The sequence below is a fragment of the Sphingobacterium sp. GW821-FHT03E03 genome, from assembly GCF_059420745.1.
The window spans coordinates 31723-52394 of the sequence record NZ_JBWKUH010000009.1 but is presented as its reverse complement, the minus strand read 5'-3'; the positions used below and the strand labels follow the sequence as shown (position 1 = coordinate 52394).

Genomic DNA, 20672 nt, shown 5'->3' with positions numbered 1-20672 from the left:
TCAAAATCTGATTTGTGCACCAAATGAAATGTTTTTGCTAAGTGGATATGAAGTTCGATCCAATTGTTCCGGATCAAAATTTCCGAACATCTTCGTGAATGTCAGGATGTTTTCTGCGGAGAAGAAAAAGCGTACCTGCTGTACTTTTATTCTTTCGGTTAGGGAGGACGGCAGCGTATACCCTAAGGTGACATTCTTAAGACGCAGGTAAGCCGCATTCTGCAGGTAACGCGTCGAGTTTACACCAAAGCCACCGTTACCAAAGCGTACCCGTGGGAAATAGGCGTCCGTATTTTCAGGGGTCCAGTAGTCCAGCTGATTTTTTGTTGGGACATCCCATTCGCTGCCGCCGAAGGCATAAAAGTAGGAACCGGACAAATTCGCATCCCGCTTGCCTACACCTTGCAGAAATAAGGTAAGATCGAAATTTTTGTACTCCCCACCCAGACGGATGCCGTAAGAATAACGTGCCGTCCTATTGCCGATAATGCGCTGATCACCAGGGTCTGCTAGTGTGTTGCTCCCATTGCTAATCTTTTTGTCGCCATTGATATCTTCAAATTTGATATCTCCGGCAAGCCATGTCCCTTGAAATAAACGCGATTTATCCAGACCATCATTGGCCTCGGCATCACTTTGATAGAGCCCATTGGAGGTATAGCCCCAGATTTCATCGATCTTCTGGCCGACGTAACGGTCAGCAAGCTGCCCTGTTGGGTTCAGGTTATATTTGGTAATTTCGGCTTGGTTATCAGCTAAATTAAAACTCGCAAAATATTTGAAGTCGTTTTTATAATTACTGTATTTAATTTCAAATTCCCAGCCCGTTGTTTTTAGATCGGCAGCATTGCGTTTCGGAGCGGCCACACCCAGAATAGCCGGTAGAGGCTGTCCGGCGACAAACATATCTCTGGTATCCCTTCGATAAAGATCGAAGGAACCGCTTAGTTGATTGTTGAAAAGAACAAAATCCAGTCCTAAATTTTTAGAAGTCACTTTTTCCCAGGTAAATAAGGAACTGACTAAGCCCGGGGCAGTTACATAAGCCTGCGTTGCTGAGCCGAAGATGTAGGAGGTAAGCCCTTTGGGCATGGTTGCTAAATAAGGATATAAGTTTCCAATGGAGAGATTGTCGGGGTTAAAAGCCTGATTGGGCAGCTTTCCGTATGAAGCCCTAATTTTTAGTTCGTTGACCACCGGTTTTGCAAAGCTCATAAAACTTTCGTTTGATAAGCGCCAGGCGACACTGGCCGAGGGACTAAAAACATAACGGTCTTTTGCAGCGAAACGGGAAGAGCCGTCATAGCGACCATTAACCTCGATCAGGTAACGGTCATCGAAAATATAATTGAGCCGGAAAAACTGTCCGATCAGTGCCCAATCCACCGGTGTCGAATTGACGATGGGCTTGTCGTCATTATTTAAACCCAAGTAGGGGAAATCCTGATTGATTAGGTTCTTCGCCTGTGCTGAAAAAGAACTATATGATTTAGACTCCTGGTTATAACCTACCATTGCTTTTAAATAGTGTTTTTTGGCAAAAGTGTTTTCATATTCAGCATATATATTGATGGCCGAATAAATATCCTTCGAATTTCCTTCATAGACAAAAGGAGTTTTGTTGTGTGGGTAAGGACCTAACAAAATAGCATTATCGGGGTTGGTCATATCCTTTCCCTCCGGAACCGCACCATACTCAGAAAATGACTTAATATTGATCTTATTGTTATAATGATAAGCGTTCCAGGTCAAGTCACCGACTACTTTAAAATTTTTGATCGGGGCGATCTTAAAACCACCTGTTAGCCAGATATCGTCAGCGCTATAGGTATTACGCCCATTGAACTCATTCATTGCAAAAGGATTGGTAAAGTTTCCTTGTCCGGCATAGTGACCATCGGGATGCCGGATTGGCATAATCGGTCTTAGATCTGCAGAAATGCGGTCGCCGTAGATACCGCTGATTGCTGCGGATGGAGCTGGTTTATCGTCCTCTTTGCGATTAAATCGAAGTTTTGTGTTTAAATCCAACCAAGAGGTCACTTTGGCTTCCAGACCCAAATTGGCATTGTAGCGTTCAAATTTCTGATTTGCCGCTTTAAATAATCCTTTTTGTCCCAGATAACCTAGTGATGTATTGTAACGGATCTTCTCACTACCACCAGTGAAATTTAAATCGTGTTGATTGAGCGGTGCCCATCCTGGGAACATTTCTTTCCACCAGTTGGTATTGCCTGTATAACGATAACGTGATGGATTGGTCGGATCAATATACACGGCATTTTCAGGAATCGGGTTTTCCATATACCGCTTAATTCCTTCGATGTCCCGATCTGTCCAGACGTCCGACCCCCGGGCACTACCAGAAAGATTGCCACTGCGATCGGCATAGTTATAGGCCTCAACATATTCCAGCGAATTGACCGTATTGGGAATGATCGTCGGTCTGGAGAATGCCTGGTTAAACGAATACGTAAAAGCTGTTTTGCTATCGAACTTGCCCGACTTGGTTGTAATCAGTACAACACCATAGGCCGCGCGTCCACCGTAGATTGCTGCAGCAGCAGCATCTTTTAATACGGTTACACTTTCGACATCTTGGGGGTTTAACTGATTGGGATCCATCTGTACTCCATCGATCAATACCAGTGGGCCACCACCATTTAACGATGTGTACCCACGAATATTAAAAGAGGCACCAGAGCCAGGCCTGCCATCGCCCAGGCCAATATTGAGGTTGGGAATAGCACCCTGTAAGCCCGCACCCACACTGGTAATCATTCTATTCTCAAAGACATCTGATCCGACTGTGCTCACAGCACCGGTCAGGTTAATTTTCTTTTGAGAACCGTAACCAACGACAACGACCTCGTCCATGATACTTTGGCTAGCGGCCAATGAAATGGTCGCAGCGGAACTTGAATAGGAAACAATCTGGCTGGTATAACCCAGGCTGTTAAAACGAATTTTGGCGGTATTACTGGATACTTTCAACATGAAATCCCCATTTTCATCCGTTTGCGTGACACTGGATGCCCCGACTTCCTGTACAGTTACATTGACTATAGGCACTCCTTTTTCGTCAACAACTTTGCCTTTGAAGGTTAAGTTCTGCATAGCATCAGAAACATTTCCTTTAATGACGACTGTCTCTCCGTGAATAACGTATGAATAGCTGCTATTGCCAAACAATTTGTCCAGTGAGGTATTTAAGGTCGCATTTGCGACCTGTAAGTTTGCTTTTTGGTTTTTTAAAAGACCTTCTGCATAGACAAAACGTACCCCAGTCTGTTTGGTGATGTTTTTGAGTACATTTTCTAGCTGTTCATTCCGTGCGTTGACGGTTACCTGAGCGATAGAGGATGCGGATGCGCCTAAAGTAGAAGCCGCAATGAGAAATCCAGTTAATTTCATCTTAATCAGGTTTTTTAAAAATCTATTCCCATCCGCTGGGCACAGAAAGTTTTTTGAATAAAAATTTTTATTCATAATTTGGTAAAGAATTAATGGTTGACAAAGTGTTAATTCAATCTTAAAAGCGGAGGTATTTGCAGTACCTCTGCTTTCATATACTATAATTGGTTGTGTATTTTTTATTTCATTTTATTTCCTCCATTTTCAGGTTTTATTGATTATTAATATATTGCTGTCAATTTTAAAGTTATAACCTGTCAGGTCTTTTAGGGTACTGCAGATCTGTGCTAAAGATGCATTTTTATTGATCCCACCTTCGTATTGTTTGTCATCCAGGATACAGTCTATTTGCAATTGAACACCATACCAGCGGCTGATTTCATCCATGATCTGTCTCATATCTTTATTTTTAAAAGAGAAGAATCCGTCCTTCCATGAGGTTGCTTCTTCAGGATTCGGAAGTGGTAATGCAGCGAGTCCCTTTGCTTGTAGTAAAATCTGGTGACCTGCATCAATAGTCATATCTTTTCCTTTGCCCTTTACCTTTATTTTTCCTTCAGTTAATTGGACGAGCGGATTAGCATCGTAAGATCGGATATTAAACTGTGTGCCAAGTGCTTTCACTTCCATTCCATTGCTTTCGACAAAGAATGGCCTATTGAGATCTTTGGCAATGACAAAGAAGGCCTCTCCCTGCAGTTTGACTCTTCTTTCTCCCGTACTAAAATTTGCATCATAATCAAGGCGGGAGTCTGGTTTTAGCCAAACTTTCGTGCCATCACTCAATTCAACTTGATAGGTGGCCCGGTTAGGGACGATCAAGCTATGTTTTGTTCGGGTTGAACCCGCTTGATTTGTTTTTTTGTAGATCAAGAAATTGTTAGCGATGGATAAGTCAGTTTGCAATTGTTGTTCAGGATCTACGGATAAAAAGAGGGTATCCTGACCCTCAATAGCCAATTTTGCAAATGTATTGCCTGCCAATACATCATTCTTTTGTCCATAACTGTCGTCTTTAACGATATAATCTGCTGTGCCTGAGGTTTGAGTCCATTTTATTCCTATGACGAGCAGTAATGATGCGGCGACGAAAGTCCCTGTCCATAGATATACCTTTTTAGATCGGTACCAGGGTAAACGCTGTGGTGGAAATGATGCCTGGAAACGTGCCAGCTCATCCTCCATTTTTATCTTACGGATATCAAATGGAGTCTCTATTGTTCCATTGTTAAGAATTTCTTCGATAAGCGTCTTGGATACCGGATATTTTTCCAATAGCTGTGCGATCTCCTCTTCCTGCTTTTGAGAAAGGACGATACCTTTAGCCTTGAGCGCTATTAGCTCTGCCAATACAATTTTATCGGATTCTATCATAATTTAATACTAAGTAACTTAACTGAGAAAAAAGGGTGGGTGAAAAAAAGTGAAATTTATTTTTTATTTATAAAGAGTTGGAAGTAAGCTTAATAAGCTTATGATCGATAAAGAAGTGAACTTCTCACGCAGCATTTTTAGTGCGAGCTTCCGTTGTGATTTTACGGTGTTGACAGAGATGTTTAGCTCCTTAGCGACCTCTTCGTACTTCATACCTTCCAGATAAATCAAACGACAGACATGCTGGCAGCCGTTCGGTAGCCGTTCCAATTCCCTATGCAATTCACTGATCACTTCGGCTTTTATAATTGAAGTAAGGAGGTCTGTGTCATCTAGCTCGTCATGATTTGACAACATCGTGTATTTATTAATGACTTTGGCCCTGCGCAAGTGGTTCATAGCCATATTTTTGACCGTGCTGTATAAGAAGCTTTTCTGTACAGCTGCATCCTTGCTGAGCAGCTCAGGGAGATCCAATAACACGACAAAAGCATCATGCACAATATCTTTTGCCAGTTCTTCAGAACTGACCATCGGATAAACAAACACACAAAGACGGACAAAATAGTCTGTAAAAAGTTGTTCAAAGGATGACTTCATTGCTTTGGATTATATCATAGGTTTTCAAATTGGTTTCCTTTCAGTACAAATGTCGTATTTTATTTTGGCTCTCTATTCGAAAAACTATCTCTATTCGAAAAACTAGATATCTTATAACATAACGACATCAATATAATAAAGACGACCGAAAACCACAAATGTCCGGGAGAACTAAGAATATGATTTCTTGTTGTTCATTGCTGGGCACGATAGATCTCTTTTTGCATTCGTCCGGTATGATTCAGAATCAATTGCAGTAGGCAAAAAAAAACAGGCATTTCGCCTGTTTTATACGATATGAAATCGTAATGAATATCGTTGAGATTTCAGTTAAAATAGGAGTAGCGCGAAGATGGGAATAAGTGCGACCATCGAATACATCACCGCGACTCTTTTTTGGAGATATAGACTGATTGATAGTAATAGCTCACTGTTTTCAATGCTTTCTATTGTTCCTCCATTGCCCATAACAGAGGGACTTACTTCAACAATTTGTCCTTGTTCATCCTCAATTTTCCAGGCTGACATCCACATATTCCGTGTGCTCCACTTGTATTTTTTGTCAATTAGACTAATGGTTGCCCCTCCTGTCCAGTTGTTGTATTCGATATCACCGATCAGCTCACCGTGTTTATTGCGTATTTCGGTGTATGGATTGAAAAGGCCTTTGTTTTTAAAACTGTATTGATCCGAACGGATAGAAACATTGGCATCCAGTGTCCAGTCATTGGATTCCAATGAGCCGATCAGGGTATCGTTGTTGTACAACTTTGATTTGTTTCCCAATAAGTTGTTTTTCCAGTTGTAAATAGATCTCTTTTCCATAATGGTCTAGTTTAATATGTTTATTTTTCAAATTAGTATGAGGTCAGGGAAGTATGTTACAGATTTTTGAAAAAAAATAGAATAAATATTTTTTGTGCCCCTTCCTATTGTAACAGGAAGGGTAGCAGGTACATCTAATAAAAAAATCAGTACTTTTGCATACAAAATCACATTACATTGACACATCAGCAAAAGTCGAGTCAGATCAGAAAGGAGATAAATCTTTCCTATCAACAGCTTAAAAGGGCTTATCCTCTATTAAAACTTCAGAATAGTATCGGATTGGCTATATTTTTAATTGCTATTATTGCTATCCTTGCTGTATCGATAGGTTGGTACAAAACACTTGTTCCTACCTGGTTGATGATTGTTGCGAATGCTTTTTTTATGGGGGTTCTTCATGAAATCGAGCATGATCTTATTCATTGGCTTTATTTTAAAAAGCAGAAGACTGTGCATCATCTTATGCTTTTCACCGTTTGGATCTTACGTCCGCTGACAGTCAACCCTTGGATCCGACGTACCTTACACCACCATCATCATAAATTTTCAGGGACATTACATGATGTGGAGGAGCGTAGTGTGACCAATGGCGAACGTTGGACAATTAAACGTCTGTTGACAACGCCTGATGTAGTTTTGGGTGGACTACTGCGTTTACATCGTATGTTTAGTGATATGGATCGGGAAGTCAAGAATGGAAACCTGAAAGTGGAGACATCGTCAAAATTGAAACAGATCATGTTTTTGAGTATTGTACCTGTGACGATTTTTGCACATGCCATCTTATATTTCTTCTTTGTGGATGCGTTATTGGATTGGTTGAATGGATATTCTGTCGTGGATTTGAGTTTTCCACACTATGTGGATAACATGTTGATAAGTCTAAATGTGATTATTTATACGATCCTGTTGCCTAATTTACTGCGGCAGTTCTGCTTGCATTTTATCACTTCCAATATGCATTATTTCGGTGATGTGGAAGAGGGGAATGTGATCGAGCAGACGCAGGTTCTGAACATCTGGTGGACATATCCGATGCAATTATTCTGTTTCTTTTTTGGCTGGACACATAGTATTCATCACTTTGTCGTCAATGAAACCTTCTATGTGCGTCATATCGGTCGCAAGAAAGCACAGGAAGTGCTGAAAAAGTACGGTGTTCGATTTAATGATCTGGGCACTTTTAAAAGGGCTAACCGTTTTCGGGAATTTTCCAAGTAACGTCACCTTTCTTTCGGTATTCTTTATAGTTGCCTTGTTGTTCATATGTAAGTGCACCTTCTTCGCAATAAGCGGAAAGATATACGGAGAACTTGTTGCTTTGACTTTTGTCAACCTCCAATTCATTTAGAACCTCCGCTACGCGTTTGGGATGATGAAAGAAATCAGAGTGGTAAACCAGCTGATCTAGTTTTTTATTGATCGAGATTCTTTCTTGCACGTCAGGAGAGAGTGAATAAGGCGGATTGAATGTAATATCGTCCTGAAAGAAAACTTTGGGTTGGATCTCAAGACTATGACAAAGTAGGAGGAAGTTGGTCATGGTGAGATCTCGGCCCTTTTCTATGCCATTTAACGTCCCAGTGGAAATTCCTGTCAGGTTTGATACATCTCTCAAAGAATAATAGAGTTCATTACGCCTTGTGCGAAAGCGTAAACCAATCCATTCCAGTCTGTGTTTGTTATTATCCGTCATGAAACGAATTGAACAACAATTTGCGCAAAAAATACATTATTATTTTGTTTAAAAATTTGCTTTTATATTTTTTTTGTTTATATTCGTTATAATATAGCATTAAAAGAGTATGTCATGTTTTAATTTATCTTATATATTATTTAATCTTTATGTTTATATAAGTATTTGTTCTTTAAGTGATGTTTTATTGATGTTGTGATTTCTTTAGAGATATGTTTAAAAAAATTGCAAAATAGCCCTATATTCAAGTTCTAGTGGTGATCTAGAGCATACCAATGAAAAATAAATAAGATAGAAGTCGACTTGCCCGGCTTCGGTTTTCCACAGAATCCGACAAGTTCCGCCGAGGCTGCGGTAAGTTACTTTTTTCTCTTTTAGTAATGCTTATAATTTTCTTATTTTTCGTATTCAAGTGTTCCTTTTACGCCAGAACAATCAAGTTAGAAGGTGGATTTATTGGCCAGTATGCGCTTTGCGCTATCGGAAGCAATGAGCATCCCTGTTGCTAGCATAATAACATCTTTTATTACCAAACGGCCTGCTGCGGATAGGTAAGGAAAGCCAACATTTGACGAAGGGAAATCACGATCTAGTTTTGGTACAAAGGTCTCAGGTGTGGTTATGAGAAAAGTTAGTGTCACGATGGACATCCCTATCGTAAAAATGGCGCCCCATAAACCTATTTTTGGAAACCAGATTCCCAATAAAGTCATCGAACCGATAACAACAATCACAAAACCCAACAAATAAGCAAAGGTATATGTCCCATTTTGCTGATGCCAGCTCATGTTTTTCTTCACCATCAGGCCTTCTGGATTTTTGAATAGCTGATATTCGGGAACCAGTTTTCCATTTTTATCCTCGGCATATTTTCCGGTGTTGTGGTAAAAGAAATTCATAAAGGGACTATTGATGACAAATGGTACAATACCATCTGCTTCGTATTGATACACTTTTAAACCACCTATCCAGGCCATGACGATAAATATCGCGATGCGGGCAAAATTGATAAAGCTGTTTTGGCTTCTCGCGAACATGTTTATTATTTTTTCCATCTTACTTTGTCTGATTAAAGGATAAAGCAAAATTAGACAGGAATAGGTAGTCAAAACATGGACAAATAAGGTTATAACATAGACTTTTTGGCAACAATAGATACTCCGACCTGTTCGCGAAAGACCTTAGGAGATACACCAGTCATCTTTTTGAAAAATCTACTGAAATAAAACTCATCAAGGTACTGTAGTTCGGCCGCAATTTCTTTGATGCTCTTTGTGGTCAAGTGGAGAAGCCTTTTGCTTTCAAGCACAATACGTTCCTGAATAAGTGTGGAGGGGGATTTACCCCATTTCTGTTTCACTTTTTTCGTGAAAGCGGCAGAACTCAGATTATAGTATTCAGCGTAAAAAGAGACACTTTTATGTTTTTTGTACTCATTTTCCAAAAGCTGTTCAAAACCATCGATAGGATTCTTACGTGATGTGGTTGGTAAGGATAGTTTGTTGGTCAATATCTTCTGTTTGCTTGCAATGGCGAGGATAAGCTGCAGGTATGTCTTTGTAATAGCTTGATCAAAGGAAGCGGACGAATATTTTAAATGATCTATTTTGTCTATAATCGCAGCAATCTCCTGAAATGCCTCTTGCGTCAATGCGACATGTGGTTGCTGGTAAATATTGTTGAATAATAAACCATTACAAGCTACCTCATCCTTATGATACTCGATGCAATAGAAATCGCCATGAAATTTTAAAACCTTCGTATGTTCAGGTAATTTTTCTTGAACTGAAAACAGTTGAAAAGGAGATAGAAATAAAATACTTTTTGCAGTAGATTGATAAGGCACCAGATCTATCGAAAAATGAAGTTCTTGTTCCATCAAAATAATGAAGTAGAATGGTTCTGTCAATTCCAACTGTGTTGACAGGATCTCCGGGATTCCAACGTGAATAAGTGAAGACGTCATTGCAGTAAAATACAAAATTTTTTTTAGGGGCTTCATGTTGTATAGTCGTCATTATGTAATATTCATAAATTCGATGCCTCCGTTTGTTTATAAATAGCTGAGCTGTAAAAGGTATTCAACATATCGAATGAATATTCCTTTAAAACGAATTATAAATAGGGATTGTCGAATATAAAATGAAGCATTATACATGTTAGAAAAAAAACTAGATTTAAGATGGATTTATGCTTTGAATGCAAAAAATAAGAAATATTGATGAGTTGATCTACGATTTAATAAACTATCCAATAAAATAACGAATGAAAAACATACGTCTATTGCTGTTCCTAGTTTTTATCGTGCAGTCCTGTGAAAACAGCGTGCAAAAAATAATCGTGAACGGAGCACAAAAAAAGTTGAAAGCCGGAAACAGACAAGTTCAAAAGGATAGCGGTTATAAAAAAATAGAAATGGACGAAGAAAGAATAAAGGATGAGGAAATCGCAGGATGCTTATCATCGAAATTTGATAATGATACTATTCCTGATTATTTCAAAATCGTAAAAAATGAACATGAAATCGTCCAATCTGTTCTTTCAGCTAATCTATCCGCGATAAAAAGAGAAGTCAATATAAATATTCTGAATAATAGTATTTTATATAATAGAGAGGGTGTCGATTATTGGACCTTTTTTAAATTTATAAACAATAAGATCCTTGAAATAAGAGTTGAATATCCAGATCAGAAATCAGTGCCGAATATATCTGGAGAAAGGAAAGATTTGATTGAAAGAATAAAATATAGATTTAATATTGAAAACCGTAGGATTCAAATCATAGGCTATGATCTGAGTTATCGGAAAGACGCAGTCTTCATTACAAAATCTATCAATTTCATTACCGGAAAATATATCGTTAGCCGGAAAGAAAAAGGGGAGGAAGACGTTGTTACAGATGGCTGGTCCGCAGAATTTGAAAATAATATCTATATCGAGGACTGGAATTTGCCATTTTTGCGAGATCAGATCTTTTGGGTAGGGAACGAAATGGAACCAAGTTAGAATCAATTTATTGAATAGCAATAGATCTCAAATTCATAAGTTATAAAAAAGCTATCCTCTTTTTATTTTCAACATTTGATTGGTGGTAATTTCGATGTCTGGGACATATCCTTAGACACGACCGATTTCTGTTGGGATCATTCATAAGTAATAATGATAGTGTATTTGTGCAAAAAAATTGTATTTAGTTTAATAAATATATTTGTGTTTGTATTTTTTTAAAATTATCGGTGTAATAACTATGGCCGATAACTAAATATAATAATTGTTTCAGTTTTATCAGTCCGTAGAATGATAAAACTGAATTATTCCGGTTGGATAACTGTCAATTTGATAATTTATGTACTTCCTGCCAATTAATGTGCACTCATAAAATAATAGATCAAATAAAATACGATCAGCACACAAACGGCAATAATAATCGTTCGTTTGATATTGCGACCGGCAGGTGCATCATCTTTTTCTTCAACGGCTATAGGGGGTAATTTTTCCTCCTGCTTCTCATTGCTATGCTCTGGGGTGTTGAATTGATTTTCCATCTTTTTAATTGTTGTCTCTACCAATAGAACAAGTTTGAACTGCAAATCGTTTAAAATGTTCGATTTTCGAGTTGAAAGAAGACTTCCGATAACCTTCAAAAACGCAGGAATGTGAATAAATAAAAAACCAAAACGTTGTGTTTTTTAATGGATTTGCATACATTGCAGCTGCACTTAACACGAACAAACCTAAACAACCCGTAAACTGATGTTTACCATAGCTTTCGTGTTGGGTAGGTCTGTATGAGTAAATAAAAACATATGAAAAGAAGAACACTTATCGGATCTTTAATGGCCGGCTGCATGCTATTGGCCGTCAATCCGACTTTTGCGCAACAAAAAGCCGCAAAAAAAGAAATTGGTCTACAGTTGTACTCTGTACGTGAAGAAATCAGCAAAAACCCGAATTTCGATCAAATTCTGCAAAAGATCGCTTCACTCGGTTATACAGGCGTAGAAGCTGCTGGCTATAAAGATGGTAAACTGTACAACCTAAGCCCACAGGAATTTAAAGCCAAAGTGGAAAAAACAGGAATGAAGGTTTTGTCTTCACATGCGACAAAAACATTGTCTGCGCAGGAACTTGCTTCCGGCGATTTCTCCGAGTCCTTGAAATGGTGGGACGAATGTATCGCTGCACACAAAGCCGCTGGTATGAAATACATTGTAACGCCTTGGATGGATGTGCCTAAGACGCTCAAAGATCTTGAAACGCAATGCCGCTATTTGGACGCTGTGGGTGCAAAATGCCGCCAACAGGGAATATTGTATGGATACCACAACCACGCACACGAATTTAAAAAGGTGGAGGATAAAGTGATGTTCGATTACATGTTGGAGCATACTAATCCTGAAAATGTGTTTTTTGAAATGGATGTTTACTGGGCAGTAATTGGAGATGTGAGCCCTGTGGATTATTTCAATAAGTACGCAGGCAGATTTAAAGCTTTACATATCAAAGACCACCGTGAAATCGGTCAAAGTGGAATGGTCGGATTTGATGCGATCTTTAACAATGCTAAAACAGGTGGACTGAAATATCTGTTCGTTGAATTGGAAGATACACGCAATGATATTTACACGGGCCTTGAGCAAAGTATCGACTACCTGAAAAAGGCTTCTTTTGTAAAGGATAGCTATTCAAAATAGCGGTAAAATCGGGAGAAAATTGACGATGCTGAGACAATTGTCCGGTTGACAGATTTATTATTTTTCGGTAACTTGATCGTATTAATAAGGAATTGTTTAATCGTATTAAATCGGATCACATGAAACGGATTATTGTTGCTACAGACTATGCTGAAGAGGCAGAACATGCCTTGAATTTTATACTGGAAGTTTTTGCTGGTAAAGAATATGAGATTGTCTTATTTTCTCTCCAGAACCCTTCCATCCATGCGATGAATGCACGTCTTTCTCCCGATTCTATGTTCAAAATTTTTGAACATCAAAACAAGATTTTAAAACATAAAGCGGAAGCTATTACCCAGCAGAGTGGGGTGCCCACGGTCCCTTATCTGGCTACGGGTTTGTTCTATGATCAAATTACAAAATGTATTCTGGAAACCGGCGCCGATCTATTGGTCATGGGTATGGCCAAACGTTCGTTTGACCAGGATATGTTGGGCAATACGACGACCGCAGCCATCAGTAGACTAAAAATTCCTATTCTCTCCGTACCATTGGGAGCACAATTTACTGGCCTAAAACATATTCTCTTTGCCTGCGACATTGTTCGTGGTGTTCAAAAGGAAATTCTAGAAAAAGTTAAAGATTTTGCAGCTGACTTTAATGCTGTCTTAGAGGTGCTCAATATCCGTAAAACCGTCGAACAGCTAAACGAGGAAAAAGGTAGCGCTACCCGCGAAGCCATCAATAATGTGATGGGGATCGTCAGCTATTACTATAAAAATGTAACTTCAAATGAGGTGGTGAAGGCCATTCGTGATGAGGTCAAAGAAAGCCATACGGATCTATTGGTTATGATTCCTTATAAGTATGGCTTCTGGAGCTCATTGACACATCGCAGCAAAACACGGATGATGGCCTCTGGTCTCGATGTTCCATTGCTAACAATATCAATATAGCTCAATACCGGGCGATTAATTATAGTACCTGTAAAATTTATTGTAGAAGCATTCTGTGATTATCTGTTTCTCCCCATTTGGTTTTGAGTAGATGGATAATGAGGAATGCAAAAAGCACTAAAAGAATAAGTAAGATTAGAAATGAATAACGTTTGTTTTTTTTGGTTATACACATGGTTGCTGCTCAATTTAAGAATGTGAACTATCACAAGGATAATTCACTGCCAAAATAATATAAATATATTATAAGCTTTATTACAGCAGCAGTAAAATTTTATCCCAGATCTGCTGATAGATTTTATCATCCTGGAGGAGGCCTTTGTCATCGTAGTAATAATTTTCAGCATTACCGCTTCCAACTGTACGCCGTTCGAACAGAAATATATTGAGAATGATTTTGGACCTTCGATCCGGGAGTGAGACAACTAAGAAATTGAAGATTCTTTTATCACCATCACGACCAAATATTGATTTACTTTTTAGAGATACACTGGTTTGAATAAAACCTGAAGGACGGTCTAGTTTAGTAATATTGTAACCACTTTCTTGAAGTGCTTGTACGACTTTTGTATAGGCTGAATCTGCGGAAATTGTGATGGTCTTTATCCGTTCTGGATCTTGTGCCGTTGCAACATTGATCCAAAACAACATAGAAAGAGTCAATAATAGCGGTGTGTGTGGTCGTGGATTCATACCTGTGGCTTTAAGAGTTTAAAATAATTACTTAAAGCTAATGATTTTTCTTTTGAAAGACAATGCTGAGGCCTAATTCAATCTTTTCCCAAGTATTTTTAGACTTCGTTCTACCCCATCTAGCGTAGCGATATTGGGAAGGTTGGCCCATTCCTGGAATCCCATTTTTTCAAATAAGGTGATACTAGGTACATTGTGTGCAAAGATGAAGCCTAATAGGGTATTTACGCCAAGGCTTGGGGCTTTGTCTATGCAGTATTGGAGAATTTGCTTCCCCAGTCCCCGGCCTCGCTGCTGTTCATCCAGATAGATGCTGATCTCTACTGTAGCATCGTATGCTGGTCGACCGTAAAAAGACTGGAAGCTGACCCAGCCGAGGATATTATTTTGTTCCTCTACCAGCCATAACGGTCGCTTTGACGGATTGTGTTCATCAAACCATTTCTGCCTGCTTTCTACCGATACAGGACTGGTGTCCGCTGTGACAATTCTTGAAGCAATAGTGGTATTGTATATGGCTACGATACGAGGTAAATCTTCTTGTCTAGCGTCACGAAATACTAACTGGCTCATGTTTTATCTGTTGTTTTAGAACTAGGATCAAAAATATTAGTTTTATACTATAGTTGATGCTTTTTGATCAAGTTTTTCCACGTTTTATTCGGCTTCAGCTTTTTGCATTAACTCGATTGTTTTTATGCAACAGCGGATATATCACATCGGACTCCCCGCCATTGGCAAAAAGGGGCTAAATGGAATGTACAGCAAGCAATGTACTTTTCAATAGGTATAAGAAAGCCATAATTCCAAGAAACCTGTATGATAAAAGCAAAAATTACACTAATTTGAACAATTATTTCTCTTGAATATGATATAATATGCTCATCTTAGGGTAAGTAAATAGTTGTTTTGTTTGCTAAAAATTATAAACCTGAATGCAAACGGAATCGTGTACGCGTATTTTAAGCGACCGAGCCCTGCATTTTATAATTCCTTAAAGTAGCTGAGTAGTCCGTGGCAGAATTGAGTAAACGGGACGTTTTTGGGCTATGACAGCTGATTTTCTTTGGATTTATCGTATCATTATGGATCAACAACAACCTAAACAATCAATTCGAATTCGCTCAATGGATGTCATGCGGGGTATGACTCTATTTCTCATGTTATTTGTCAACGATTTATTTGCACCCGGTGTTCCAGAATGGCTGTTGCATACCAAAGCGGAAGTCGATGGCATGGGGCTGGCGGATTGGGTTTTTCCGGGATTCCTTTTTATGGTCGGTATGGCTGTGCCCTATGCTATTGCTGCCCGAGAGAAACTGGGGGAATCTACTCGTCTGATTTTTGCGCATATTGTCACCCGTACAGCGAGTTTGATCCTGATTGGTATCTTGATTCTGAACGGTGGACGTGTGGATGCTTCATTGACGGGTATGTCTAGTTTTTGGTGGCTAGGATTGTTGTATCTCTGCGTATTTCTGATCTGGAATAGGTATCCTACTACATCCGGCAATCAAACTTTATTTAAAAGTATGCGTCTTCTTGGAGTCTTGGGGATCTGTTATTTGGTTTATTGCTTTAAAGCTGCAGAAGGTAAAGGCTTGGAGATTGGTTGGTGGGGAATCTTGGGCTTGATCGGATGGGGTTATTTTGCAGCAGCTACTACTTTTGTGTTAAGTCGGGGAAGGCTCGCTATTGTAGCATGCTTTTGGCTATTGTTTCTTCTCCTGAATATCCTCTCTCAAACGGAATACAAATTGCATATTCCAATTGTTGGGAGCTATCTGAATGTGCTGTTATCGGGTAATGTACCTTGCATCGTATTGGCCGGAACAATCATTGGCATCTTGATCAAACGGTATGCTGCTACACCTAAGCTACTTTTACGTTGGATGCTGATTATTGGAATACTTTGGTTACTGGGCGGATTTGCTCTGCGTCCATGGTTTATATTATCCAAAATTCACGGTACGCCAAGCTGGGCATTGCTCTGTTGTGGTATCAGCCTGCTTTTACTGCTTGTTATCTACTATGTAATAGATATCCGGAAATACCATAAAGGAATATTCGTCTTCGAGGAAGCCGGAAAGAATTCTTTGACGACCTATCTTGCGCCGGATTTAATTTATTTCATCTGTTGGGGATTGCAGATTCCTTTGTTTTTCTATAAGCAGTCGGGTAACATGCTTCTTGCTGTTGGTGGTTCGCTGCTATGGGCTTTCGCCATGCTGTGGTATGCTATTTTACTGAAAAAGATAAATATCTATTTAAAACTTTAATAGAAGACGGATCGTTATCCGCTTATTATCTTGTTAAATGAAGAGCGGAATTGGGCTCAATATCAGTGCTATTTATGTTGAATATTTAATATTATGATGTGTATGAAATCTAAAAATGTTATAAATCCCCTCAAGTTAATAACCCTTAGCTTTACAGCTATAGCCTTATTGTTAATGACGGTTAGCCCACAACGGAGTTGTGCACATGGGAAAAATAAAAAAGTGGTGATTGCATACGTTACATCCTGGTCAACAGTGATGCCGGATCCGACTTACCTGACCCATATCAATTATGCATTCGGGCATGTAAATGACAATTTTGACGGCGTGCGTATTGACAATGAAGCAAGATTAAAAAGTATTATTGAGTTGAAGAAGGCACATCCTCATTTGAAGGTATTGTTATCCATTGGTGGATGGGGAAGTGGTCGCTTTAGTGAAATGGCTGCTGATGTCGTTAATCGGGAAAAATTTGCCAAGGATTGTGAACGGGTTGTAAAAGAGTTTAAACTTGACGGTATTGATATTGATTGGGAATATCCAACCAACTCTTCTGCCGGTATTTCTGCGGCGGAATCGGATACCGAGAATTTTACCTTATTGATGCGGGATATCCGGAAAACTATTGGTAGGAAAAAACTATTGACACTTGCTTCGGTATCAAGTGGTCAGTATATTGCTTTTGATCAGATTAAAAACGATGTAGACTTTGTGAACATCATGACTTACGACTCGGGCAATCCACCGTATCACCATGCGAGTTTGCATCGTTCTCCCTTATCGGGGCGCACGACTTGTGCTGAAGCTGTCAAGGCGCATATTGCCGCTGGAATGCCTGCCGAAAAATTGGTGCTCGGTATTCCGTTTTACGGACGGGGAAATAAAACGGACATCAAGGGGTTTATAGACTATAAGGATCTCCTGAATTTACAGGGTTTTGAACAGAAATGGGATGATGAAGCGAAGGCCCACTATCTGGTCAATGCACAGGGAGAATTGGTACTGACTTTTGAAACTCCAGAATCCATTGCCTTGAAATGTGATTATGTGCATGGACAGGGCTTACTGGGGGCGATGTATTGGGAATATGCCGGTGATACCGAAGGTGGGGTATTACGGGATGCGGTGTATAAGGGGATTATACGTTGATATAGGGCGTTCCAATATTAAAGCCTTTCAAAAAGAACCTAAAATACCGAAATTACTGAGCTGTCACGAGACTCCTACTTGATGACGTAGTAATTTCGGGTATTGAATCTTTTTTCATGCCGATGTCCTTATAGGCTTGATCATAGTGGAGTCCACTTTTGACTGGACTGCCCAGAAGCTATTACCGTTTCGATAAATTTCATGCCCCTAGTTCCATCTGCGACGGTGGGGAAATCCAACATGGCCTCGGAGGGACTGGTGCCGTTTATTTTTGCAAGAATTGTAGCTGAAAAATTCCGATAGATATTGGCAAATGCCTCGATGTAACCTTCCGGATGCCCTGCTGGTAAGCGACTGTTGTGTTGAGCCAGAGGACTGAGATATTGCTGTCCTGCACGGAGCAGTTGTGCCGGTTCGTTAAGCGGTTTCAGCAGGAGGCTATTGGGCTCTTGCTGGTTCCATTCTAAACCGGCTTTTTCTCCATATATCCTTATTTTTAAAGCATTCTCTTCGCCTGCCGCTACCTGTGAGGCAGAGAGTACGCCAGTTGCATCATTTTCAAATCCCAGCAGGACATTACCGTCGTCTTCCAGTCGCCTTCCTGCTACGACCGTACGAAGATCAGCACATACTTTGGTGATTTTTAAATCGGAAATATATTCAGCCAAATGAGCGGCATGTGTTCCGATATCGCCCATACAGCTGCTTAGTCCACCTCTTTCAGGGTCTGTCCGCCAGGCGGCAAGTGGCGATTCGTTTTCGATCAATGTACTGAGCCAGCCCTGTGGATATTCGACCATGATTTTACGGATATTGCCGAGCTTGCCTTCACGGACCAGCTGACGTGCTTGTTTGACCATCGGATAGGCCGAATAGGTATAGGTGACGCAAAGTAGCAATCCCGATTCATTGACTTTCTGCTGTAATAATTGGGCCTCTTGCAGGGAGAAGGTCATGGGTTTTTCCAGAAGTACATGAAATCCATGTTCAAGTGCAAGCATGGCGGGTTCAAAATGGGCAACATTGGGAGTGACAATACTTACAAAATGCATCCGTTCGTCAGGGGGCAACTGACTTTCGCGCAGGATCATTTCCCGGAAATTTGTATAGATTCGATCCGTAGGGAGTGAAAGCAGCTCTCCGGACTCCTGTGCTTTAATGGGATCCGAACTTAATGCGCCGCAGCATAGTTCGACCTGTCCATCTATCCCTGCAGCCATACGGTGCACAGCACCAATAAAGGCATTCTTGCCACCGCCTATCATGCCCATCCTGATTTTTCTGATTTCCATAATAACTTTATTTTAGGCTATTATTCTGATAAACCGATCAATTTTCTATTCAAGTCATCATCGCTACCAGCAGCAGCAAAATTGTCGAATGCACGATTGCCTACCCGGATAATATACTCTTTGATATGCTGTGCACCCTCACGAGCGCCATCCTCAGAATTCTTAAATGCACATTCCCATTCGAGGACTGCCCAGCCCTGAAAATCATATTGTGTCAACTTGGTGAAAATTGCTTTGAAATTGACCTGTCCATCCCCAATAGAGCGAAAGCGGCCAGCCCGTGCTTGCCAATCTTGGTATCCACCATAAACACCTTGACGACCAGATGGGTTGAATTCAGCATCTTTTACATGGAACATTTTGATACGCTCATGGTAGATGTCGATGAATTCCAGGTAATCGAGGCATTGCAGAATGAAATGTGATGGATCGTATAGAATATTTGCCCGTTTATGGTAATTTACTTTTTCTAAAAACAGGTCAAAGGTAACACCATCGTGCAGATCTTCACCCGGATGAAGCTCATAGCAAAGATCGACATCGTACTGTTCACAGGTATCCAATATGGGGAGCCACATTTTGGCGAGTTCAGTGAAGCCTGTTTCGATCAGATTTGCGGGACGTTGCGGCCAGGGGTAAACATAAGGCCAGAGAAATGCACCGCTAAAGGTTGCGAGGGCTTTCAAACCGAGATTATGGGAGGCTTTAATCGCATAGTGGAGCTGCTGTATAGCCCATTGTTGTCGCTCTTTGGGATTATTATGCAGCGCTTGTGGCGCAAATGCATCAAATAATGGGTCAAAAGACGGATGTACAGCGATCAGTTGCCCTTGTAGATGTGTTGATAATTCGGTGATCTCCAGTCCATAGGATTGTACGGTAGACTGGAGCTGCTGCGCATAACCTTTGTCTTCAGCAGCTCTTTGAAGATCTATTAAGCGCGCATCCCAGGTAGGTATCTGGATACCTTTGTAGCCGAGCGAGGCTGCCCATTCGCAGATACCTTCTAAGGTATTGTAGGGTGCATTGTCACCAGCAAATTGCGCTAAAAAAATAGCAGGTCCTTTAATTGTTGTCATAAATCTTTTTTTAGGTGAAAAGGTTCCTTTTGTGGAACCTTATATCCGTAAGTTCGTTATTTTAAGCCCAGGAACGATCCCCTTTTTTATAAGGTACATCTCCTTCGTATCGACCGGGCGCCTGATTGTATCGCAGCGCCTGTTTATAACCTATTTCCGAAGAGAAATAACCCAGGAGTGTCAATTGCTTAAATAGGGTATAGTAGTGATTGGGTAAATCTCCTTTTTTGGACATATACTCTTTTGCCTCTTTATCGATCGCTGTGAGTAGGCTAAGCCTTTGCTCAGCTGTGGCTTCCACGAATCCAAGCTTATGCATTTTATTGCATGCATCATCCAGTTTGTCCATCCCTTCAAGAAAGATCTGTTGATCCGGAGCTTCATAGCAATCGTTCACCATAACCTTCATAAACGAACCCACTTTGGCTGCTTTGGCACCCGGGCTTTTTGGGGTAGTTGGGAGTATGGTGTCTGCTACTTCGTCCAGGAATGCAATTTGCTGGGGAGTTAAATTGAGGCGTTCCTTGAGGTCGCTTTCTTTGCTGGAACTGCATCCCGTCAAAAAAGCATTGCCACCAATCACGGCTCCACCAGTAAGCAGGGCAATCATCTTTAAAAGTGTTCTTCTTTCCATGG

At 40.2% G+C, this 20672-nt stretch carries 19 protein-coding genes; 6 read left to right on the top strand and 13 right to left on the bottom strand.

Going from position 1 to position 20672, the window contains the following annotated elements; genetic code table 11:
• The 4 genes from AC07UV_RS12320 to AC07UV_RS12305 all read right to left on the bottom strand — a co-directional run bounded on the left by AC07UV_RS12320 (position 1) and on the right by AC07UV_RS12305 (position 6213).
• On the bottom strand, positions 1-3414 hold the full coding sequence (locus tag AC07UV_RS12320; protein ID WP_495183971.1) for a TonB-dependent receptor: 3414 nt from the start codon (positions 3412-3414) through the stop codon (positions 1-3).
• Positions 3415-3618: 204 nt separating this feature from the next.
• On the bottom strand, positions 3619-4788 hold the full coding sequence (locus AC07UV_RS12315) for a FecR family protein (protein ID WP_495183970.1): 1170 nt from the start codon (positions 4786-4788) through the stop codon (positions 3619-3621).
• A 63-nt stretch (positions 4789-4851) separates the two neighbouring features.
• A complete protein-coding gene (locus AC07UV_RS12310) occupies positions 4852-5388 on the bottom strand; it encodes an RNA polymerase sigma-70 factor (RefSeq protein ID WP_495183969.1) in 537 nt (178 codons plus the stop codon).
• A 330-nt stretch (positions 5389-5718) separates the two neighbouring features.
• Positions 5719-6213, bottom strand: a complete 495-nt coding sequence (locus tag AC07UV_RS12305) for a hypothetical protein (RefSeq protein WP_495183968.1) — start codon at positions 6211-6213, stop codon at positions 5719-5721.
• Between the two features lie 177 nt (positions 6214-6390).
• On the opposite strand from AC07UV_RS12305, the gene AC07UV_RS12300 reads away from it, so the two are divergent.
• Positions 6391-7437 (top strand): fatty acid desaturase, encoded by a 1047-nt coding sequence (locus tag AC07UV_RS12300; protein ID WP_495183967.1) that lies wholly within the window; start codon positions 6391-6393, stop codon positions 7435-7437.
• On the opposite strand, the gene AC07UV_RS12295 is transcribed toward AC07UV_RS12300, so the two are convergent.
• The 3 genes from AC07UV_RS12295 to AC07UV_RS12285 form a co-directional block, all read right to left on the bottom strand.
• Entirely contained in the window at positions 7409-7912 is a 504-nt protein-coding gene (locus AC07UV_RS12295; RefSeq protein WP_495183966.1) for a helix-turn-helix domain-containing protein, read from the bottom strand. The genes AC07UV_RS12300 and AC07UV_RS12295 overlap by 29 nt on opposite strands.
• A 440-nt stretch (positions 7913-8352) precedes the next feature.
• Positions 8353-8967: a DUF417 family protein gene (locus AC07UV_RS12290; RefSeq protein WP_495183965.1), complete on the bottom strand. Its 615-nt coding sequence runs from the start codon at positions 8965-8967 to the stop codon at positions 8353-8355.
• A 71-nt stretch (positions 8968-9038) separates the two neighbouring features.
• A complete protein-coding gene (locus AC07UV_RS12285; RefSeq protein WP_495183964.1) occupies positions 9039-9914 on the bottom strand; it encodes a helix-turn-helix domain-containing protein in 876 nt (291 codons plus the stop codon).
• A 263-nt stretch (positions 9915-10177) separates the two neighbouring features.
• Between AC07UV_RS12285 and AC07UV_RS12280 the strand changes: the two genes are divergently transcribed.
• Positions 10178-10918, top strand: a complete 741-nt coding sequence (locus tag AC07UV_RS12280; RefSeq protein WP_495183963.1) for a hypothetical protein — start codon at positions 10178-10180, stop codon at positions 10916-10918.
• Between the two features lie 356 nt (positions 10919-11274).
• Here the strand turns inward: AC07UV_RS12280 and AC07UV_RS12275 are convergent, their stop codons facing one another.
• Entirely contained in the window at positions 11275-11457 is a 183-nt protein-coding gene (locus tag AC07UV_RS12275) for a hypothetical protein (protein ID WP_282252664.1), read from the bottom strand.
• 261 nt (positions 11458-11718) lie between these two features.
• On the opposite strand from AC07UV_RS12275, the gene AC07UV_RS12270 reads away from it, so the two are divergent.
• Entirely contained in the window at positions 11719-12606 is an 888-nt protein-coding gene (locus AC07UV_RS12270) for a sugar phosphate isomerase/epimerase family protein (RefSeq protein WP_282252665.1), read from the top strand.
• A 119-nt stretch (positions 12607-12725) separates the two neighbouring features.
• Positions 12726-13544: a universal stress protein gene (locus AC07UV_RS12265; RefSeq protein ID WP_495183962.1), complete on the top strand. Its 819-nt coding sequence runs from the start codon at positions 12726-12728 to the stop codon at positions 13542-13544.
• Between the two features lie 255 nt (positions 13545-13799).
• On the opposite strand, the gene AC07UV_RS12260 is transcribed toward AC07UV_RS12265, so the two are convergent.
• Both AC07UV_RS12260 and AC07UV_RS12255 read right to left on the bottom strand, forming a co-directional pair.
• Entirely contained in the window at positions 13800-14237 is a 438-nt protein-coding gene (locus AC07UV_RS12260) for a hypothetical protein (protein WP_495183961.1), read from the bottom strand.
• Positions 14238-14309: 72 nt separating this feature from the next.
• Positions 14310-14810, bottom strand: a complete 501-nt coding sequence (locus AC07UV_RS12255) for a GNAT family N-acetyltransferase (RefSeq protein WP_495183960.1) — start codon at positions 14808-14810, stop codon at positions 14310-14312.
• A 512-nt stretch (positions 14811-15322) separates the two neighbouring features.
• Here AC07UV_RS12255 and AC07UV_RS12250 point away from each other — a divergent pair.
• Positions 15323-16516, top strand: a complete 1194-nt coding sequence (locus tag AC07UV_RS12250; RefSeq protein WP_495183959.1) for a DUF5009 domain-containing protein — start codon at positions 15323-15325, stop codon at positions 16514-16516.
• 102 nt (positions 16517-16618) lie between these two features.
• Complete coding sequence (locus AC07UV_RS12245) at positions 16619-17665, top strand: glycoside hydrolase family 18 protein (protein WP_495183958.1); 1047 nt, start codon at positions 16619-16621, stop codon at positions 17663-17665.
• 140 nt (positions 17666-17805) lie between these two features.
• On the opposite strand, the gene AC07UV_RS12240 is transcribed toward AC07UV_RS12245, so the two are convergent.
• The 3 genes from AC07UV_RS12240 to AC07UV_RS12230 all read right to left on the bottom strand — a co-directional run bounded on the left by AC07UV_RS12240 (position 17806) and on the right by AC07UV_RS12230 (position 20670).
• A complete protein-coding gene (locus AC07UV_RS12240; RefSeq protein WP_495183957.1) occupies positions 17806-18957 on the bottom strand; it encodes a Gfo/Idh/MocA family protein in 1152 nt (383 codons plus the stop codon).
• 20 nt (positions 18958-18977) lie between these two features.
• Positions 18978-20036 (bottom strand): sugar phosphate isomerase/epimerase family protein, encoded by a 1059-nt coding sequence (locus AC07UV_RS12235; RefSeq protein WP_495183956.1) that lies wholly within the window; start codon positions 20034-20036, stop codon positions 18978-18980.
• A 61-nt stretch (positions 20037-20097) separates the two neighbouring features.
• A complete protein-coding gene (locus AC07UV_RS12230; protein ID WP_495183955.1) occupies positions 20098-20670 on the bottom strand; it encodes a gluconate 2-dehydrogenase subunit 3 family protein in 573 nt (190 codons plus the stop codon).
• Positions 20671-20672 lie beyond the last annotated feature (2 nt).

What these genes read in the sequence shown, in the direction of transcription:
- AC07UV_RS12320 (WP_495183971.1), bottom strand. Translation starts at nt 3,414, where the DNA reads ATGAAATTAACTGGATTTCTCATTGCGGCTTCTACTTTAGGCGCATCC.
- AC07UV_RS12315 (WP_495183970.1), bottom strand. Translation starts at nt 4,788, where the DNA reads ATGATAGAATCCGATAAAATTGTATTGGCAGAGCTAATAGCGCTCAAG.
- AC07UV_RS12310 (WP_495183969.1), bottom strand. Translation starts at nt 5,388, where the DNA reads ATGAAGTCATCCTTTGAACAACTTTTTACAGACTATTTTGTCCGTCTT.
- AC07UV_RS12305 (WP_495183968.1), bottom strand. Translation starts at nt 6,213, where the DNA reads ATGGAAAAGAGATCTATTTACAACTGGAAAAACAACTTATTGGGAAAC.
- AC07UV_RS12295 (WP_495183966.1), bottom strand. Translation starts at nt 7,912, where the DNA reads ATGACGGATAATAACAAACACAGACTGGAATGGATTGGTTTACGCTTT.
- AC07UV_RS12290 (WP_495183965.1), bottom strand. Translation starts at nt 8,967, where the DNA reads ATGGAAAAAATAATAAACATGTTCGCGAGAAGCCAAAACAGCTTTATC.
- AC07UV_RS12285 (WP_495183964.1), bottom strand. Translation starts at nt 9,914, where the DNA reads ATGAAGCCCCTAAAAAAAATTTTGTATTTTACTGCAATGACGTCTTCA.
- AC07UV_RS12280 (WP_495183963.1), top strand. Translation starts at nt 10,178, where the DNA reads ATGAAAAACATACGTCTATTGCTGTTCCTAGTTTTTATCGTGCAGTCC.
- AC07UV_RS12275 (WP_282252664.1), bottom strand. Translation starts at nt 11,457, where the DNA reads ATGGAAAATCAATTCAACACCCCAGAGCATAGCAATGAGAAGCAGGAG.
- AC07UV_RS12270 (WP_282252665.1), top strand. Translation starts at nt 11,719, where the DNA reads ATGAAAAGAAGAACACTTATCGGATCTTTAATGGCCGGCTGCATGCTA.
- AC07UV_RS12265 (WP_495183962.1), top strand. Translation starts at nt 12,726, where the DNA reads ATGAAACGGATTATTGTTGCTACAGACTATGCTGAAGAGGCAGAACAT.
- AC07UV_RS12260 (WP_495183961.1), bottom strand. Translation starts at nt 14,237, where the DNA reads ATGAATCCACGACCACACACACCGCTATTATTGACTCTTTCTATGTTG.
- AC07UV_RS12255 (WP_495183960.1), bottom strand. Translation starts at nt 14,810, where the DNA reads ATGAGCCAGTTAGTATTTCGTGACGCTAGACAAGAAGATTTACCTCGT.
- AC07UV_RS12250 (WP_495183959.1), top strand. Translation starts at nt 15,323, where the DNA reads ATGGATCAACAACAACCTAAACAATCAATTCGAATTCGCTCAATGGAT.
- AC07UV_RS12245 (WP_495183958.1), top strand. Translation starts at nt 16,619, where the DNA reads ATGAAATCTAAAAATGTTATAAATCCCCTCAAGTTAATAACCCTTAGC.
- AC07UV_RS12240 (WP_495183957.1), bottom strand. Translation starts at nt 18,957, where the DNA reads ATGGAAATCAGAAAAATCAGGATGGGCATGATAGGCGGTGGCAAGAAT.
- AC07UV_RS12235 (WP_495183956.1), bottom strand. Translation starts at nt 20,036, where the DNA reads ATGACAACAATTAAAGGACCTGCTATTTTTTTAGCGCAATTTGCTGGT.
- AC07UV_RS12230 (WP_495183955.1), bottom strand. Translation starts at nt 20,670, where the DNA reads ATGGAAAGAAGAACACTTTTAAAGATGATTGCCCTGCTTACTGGTGGA.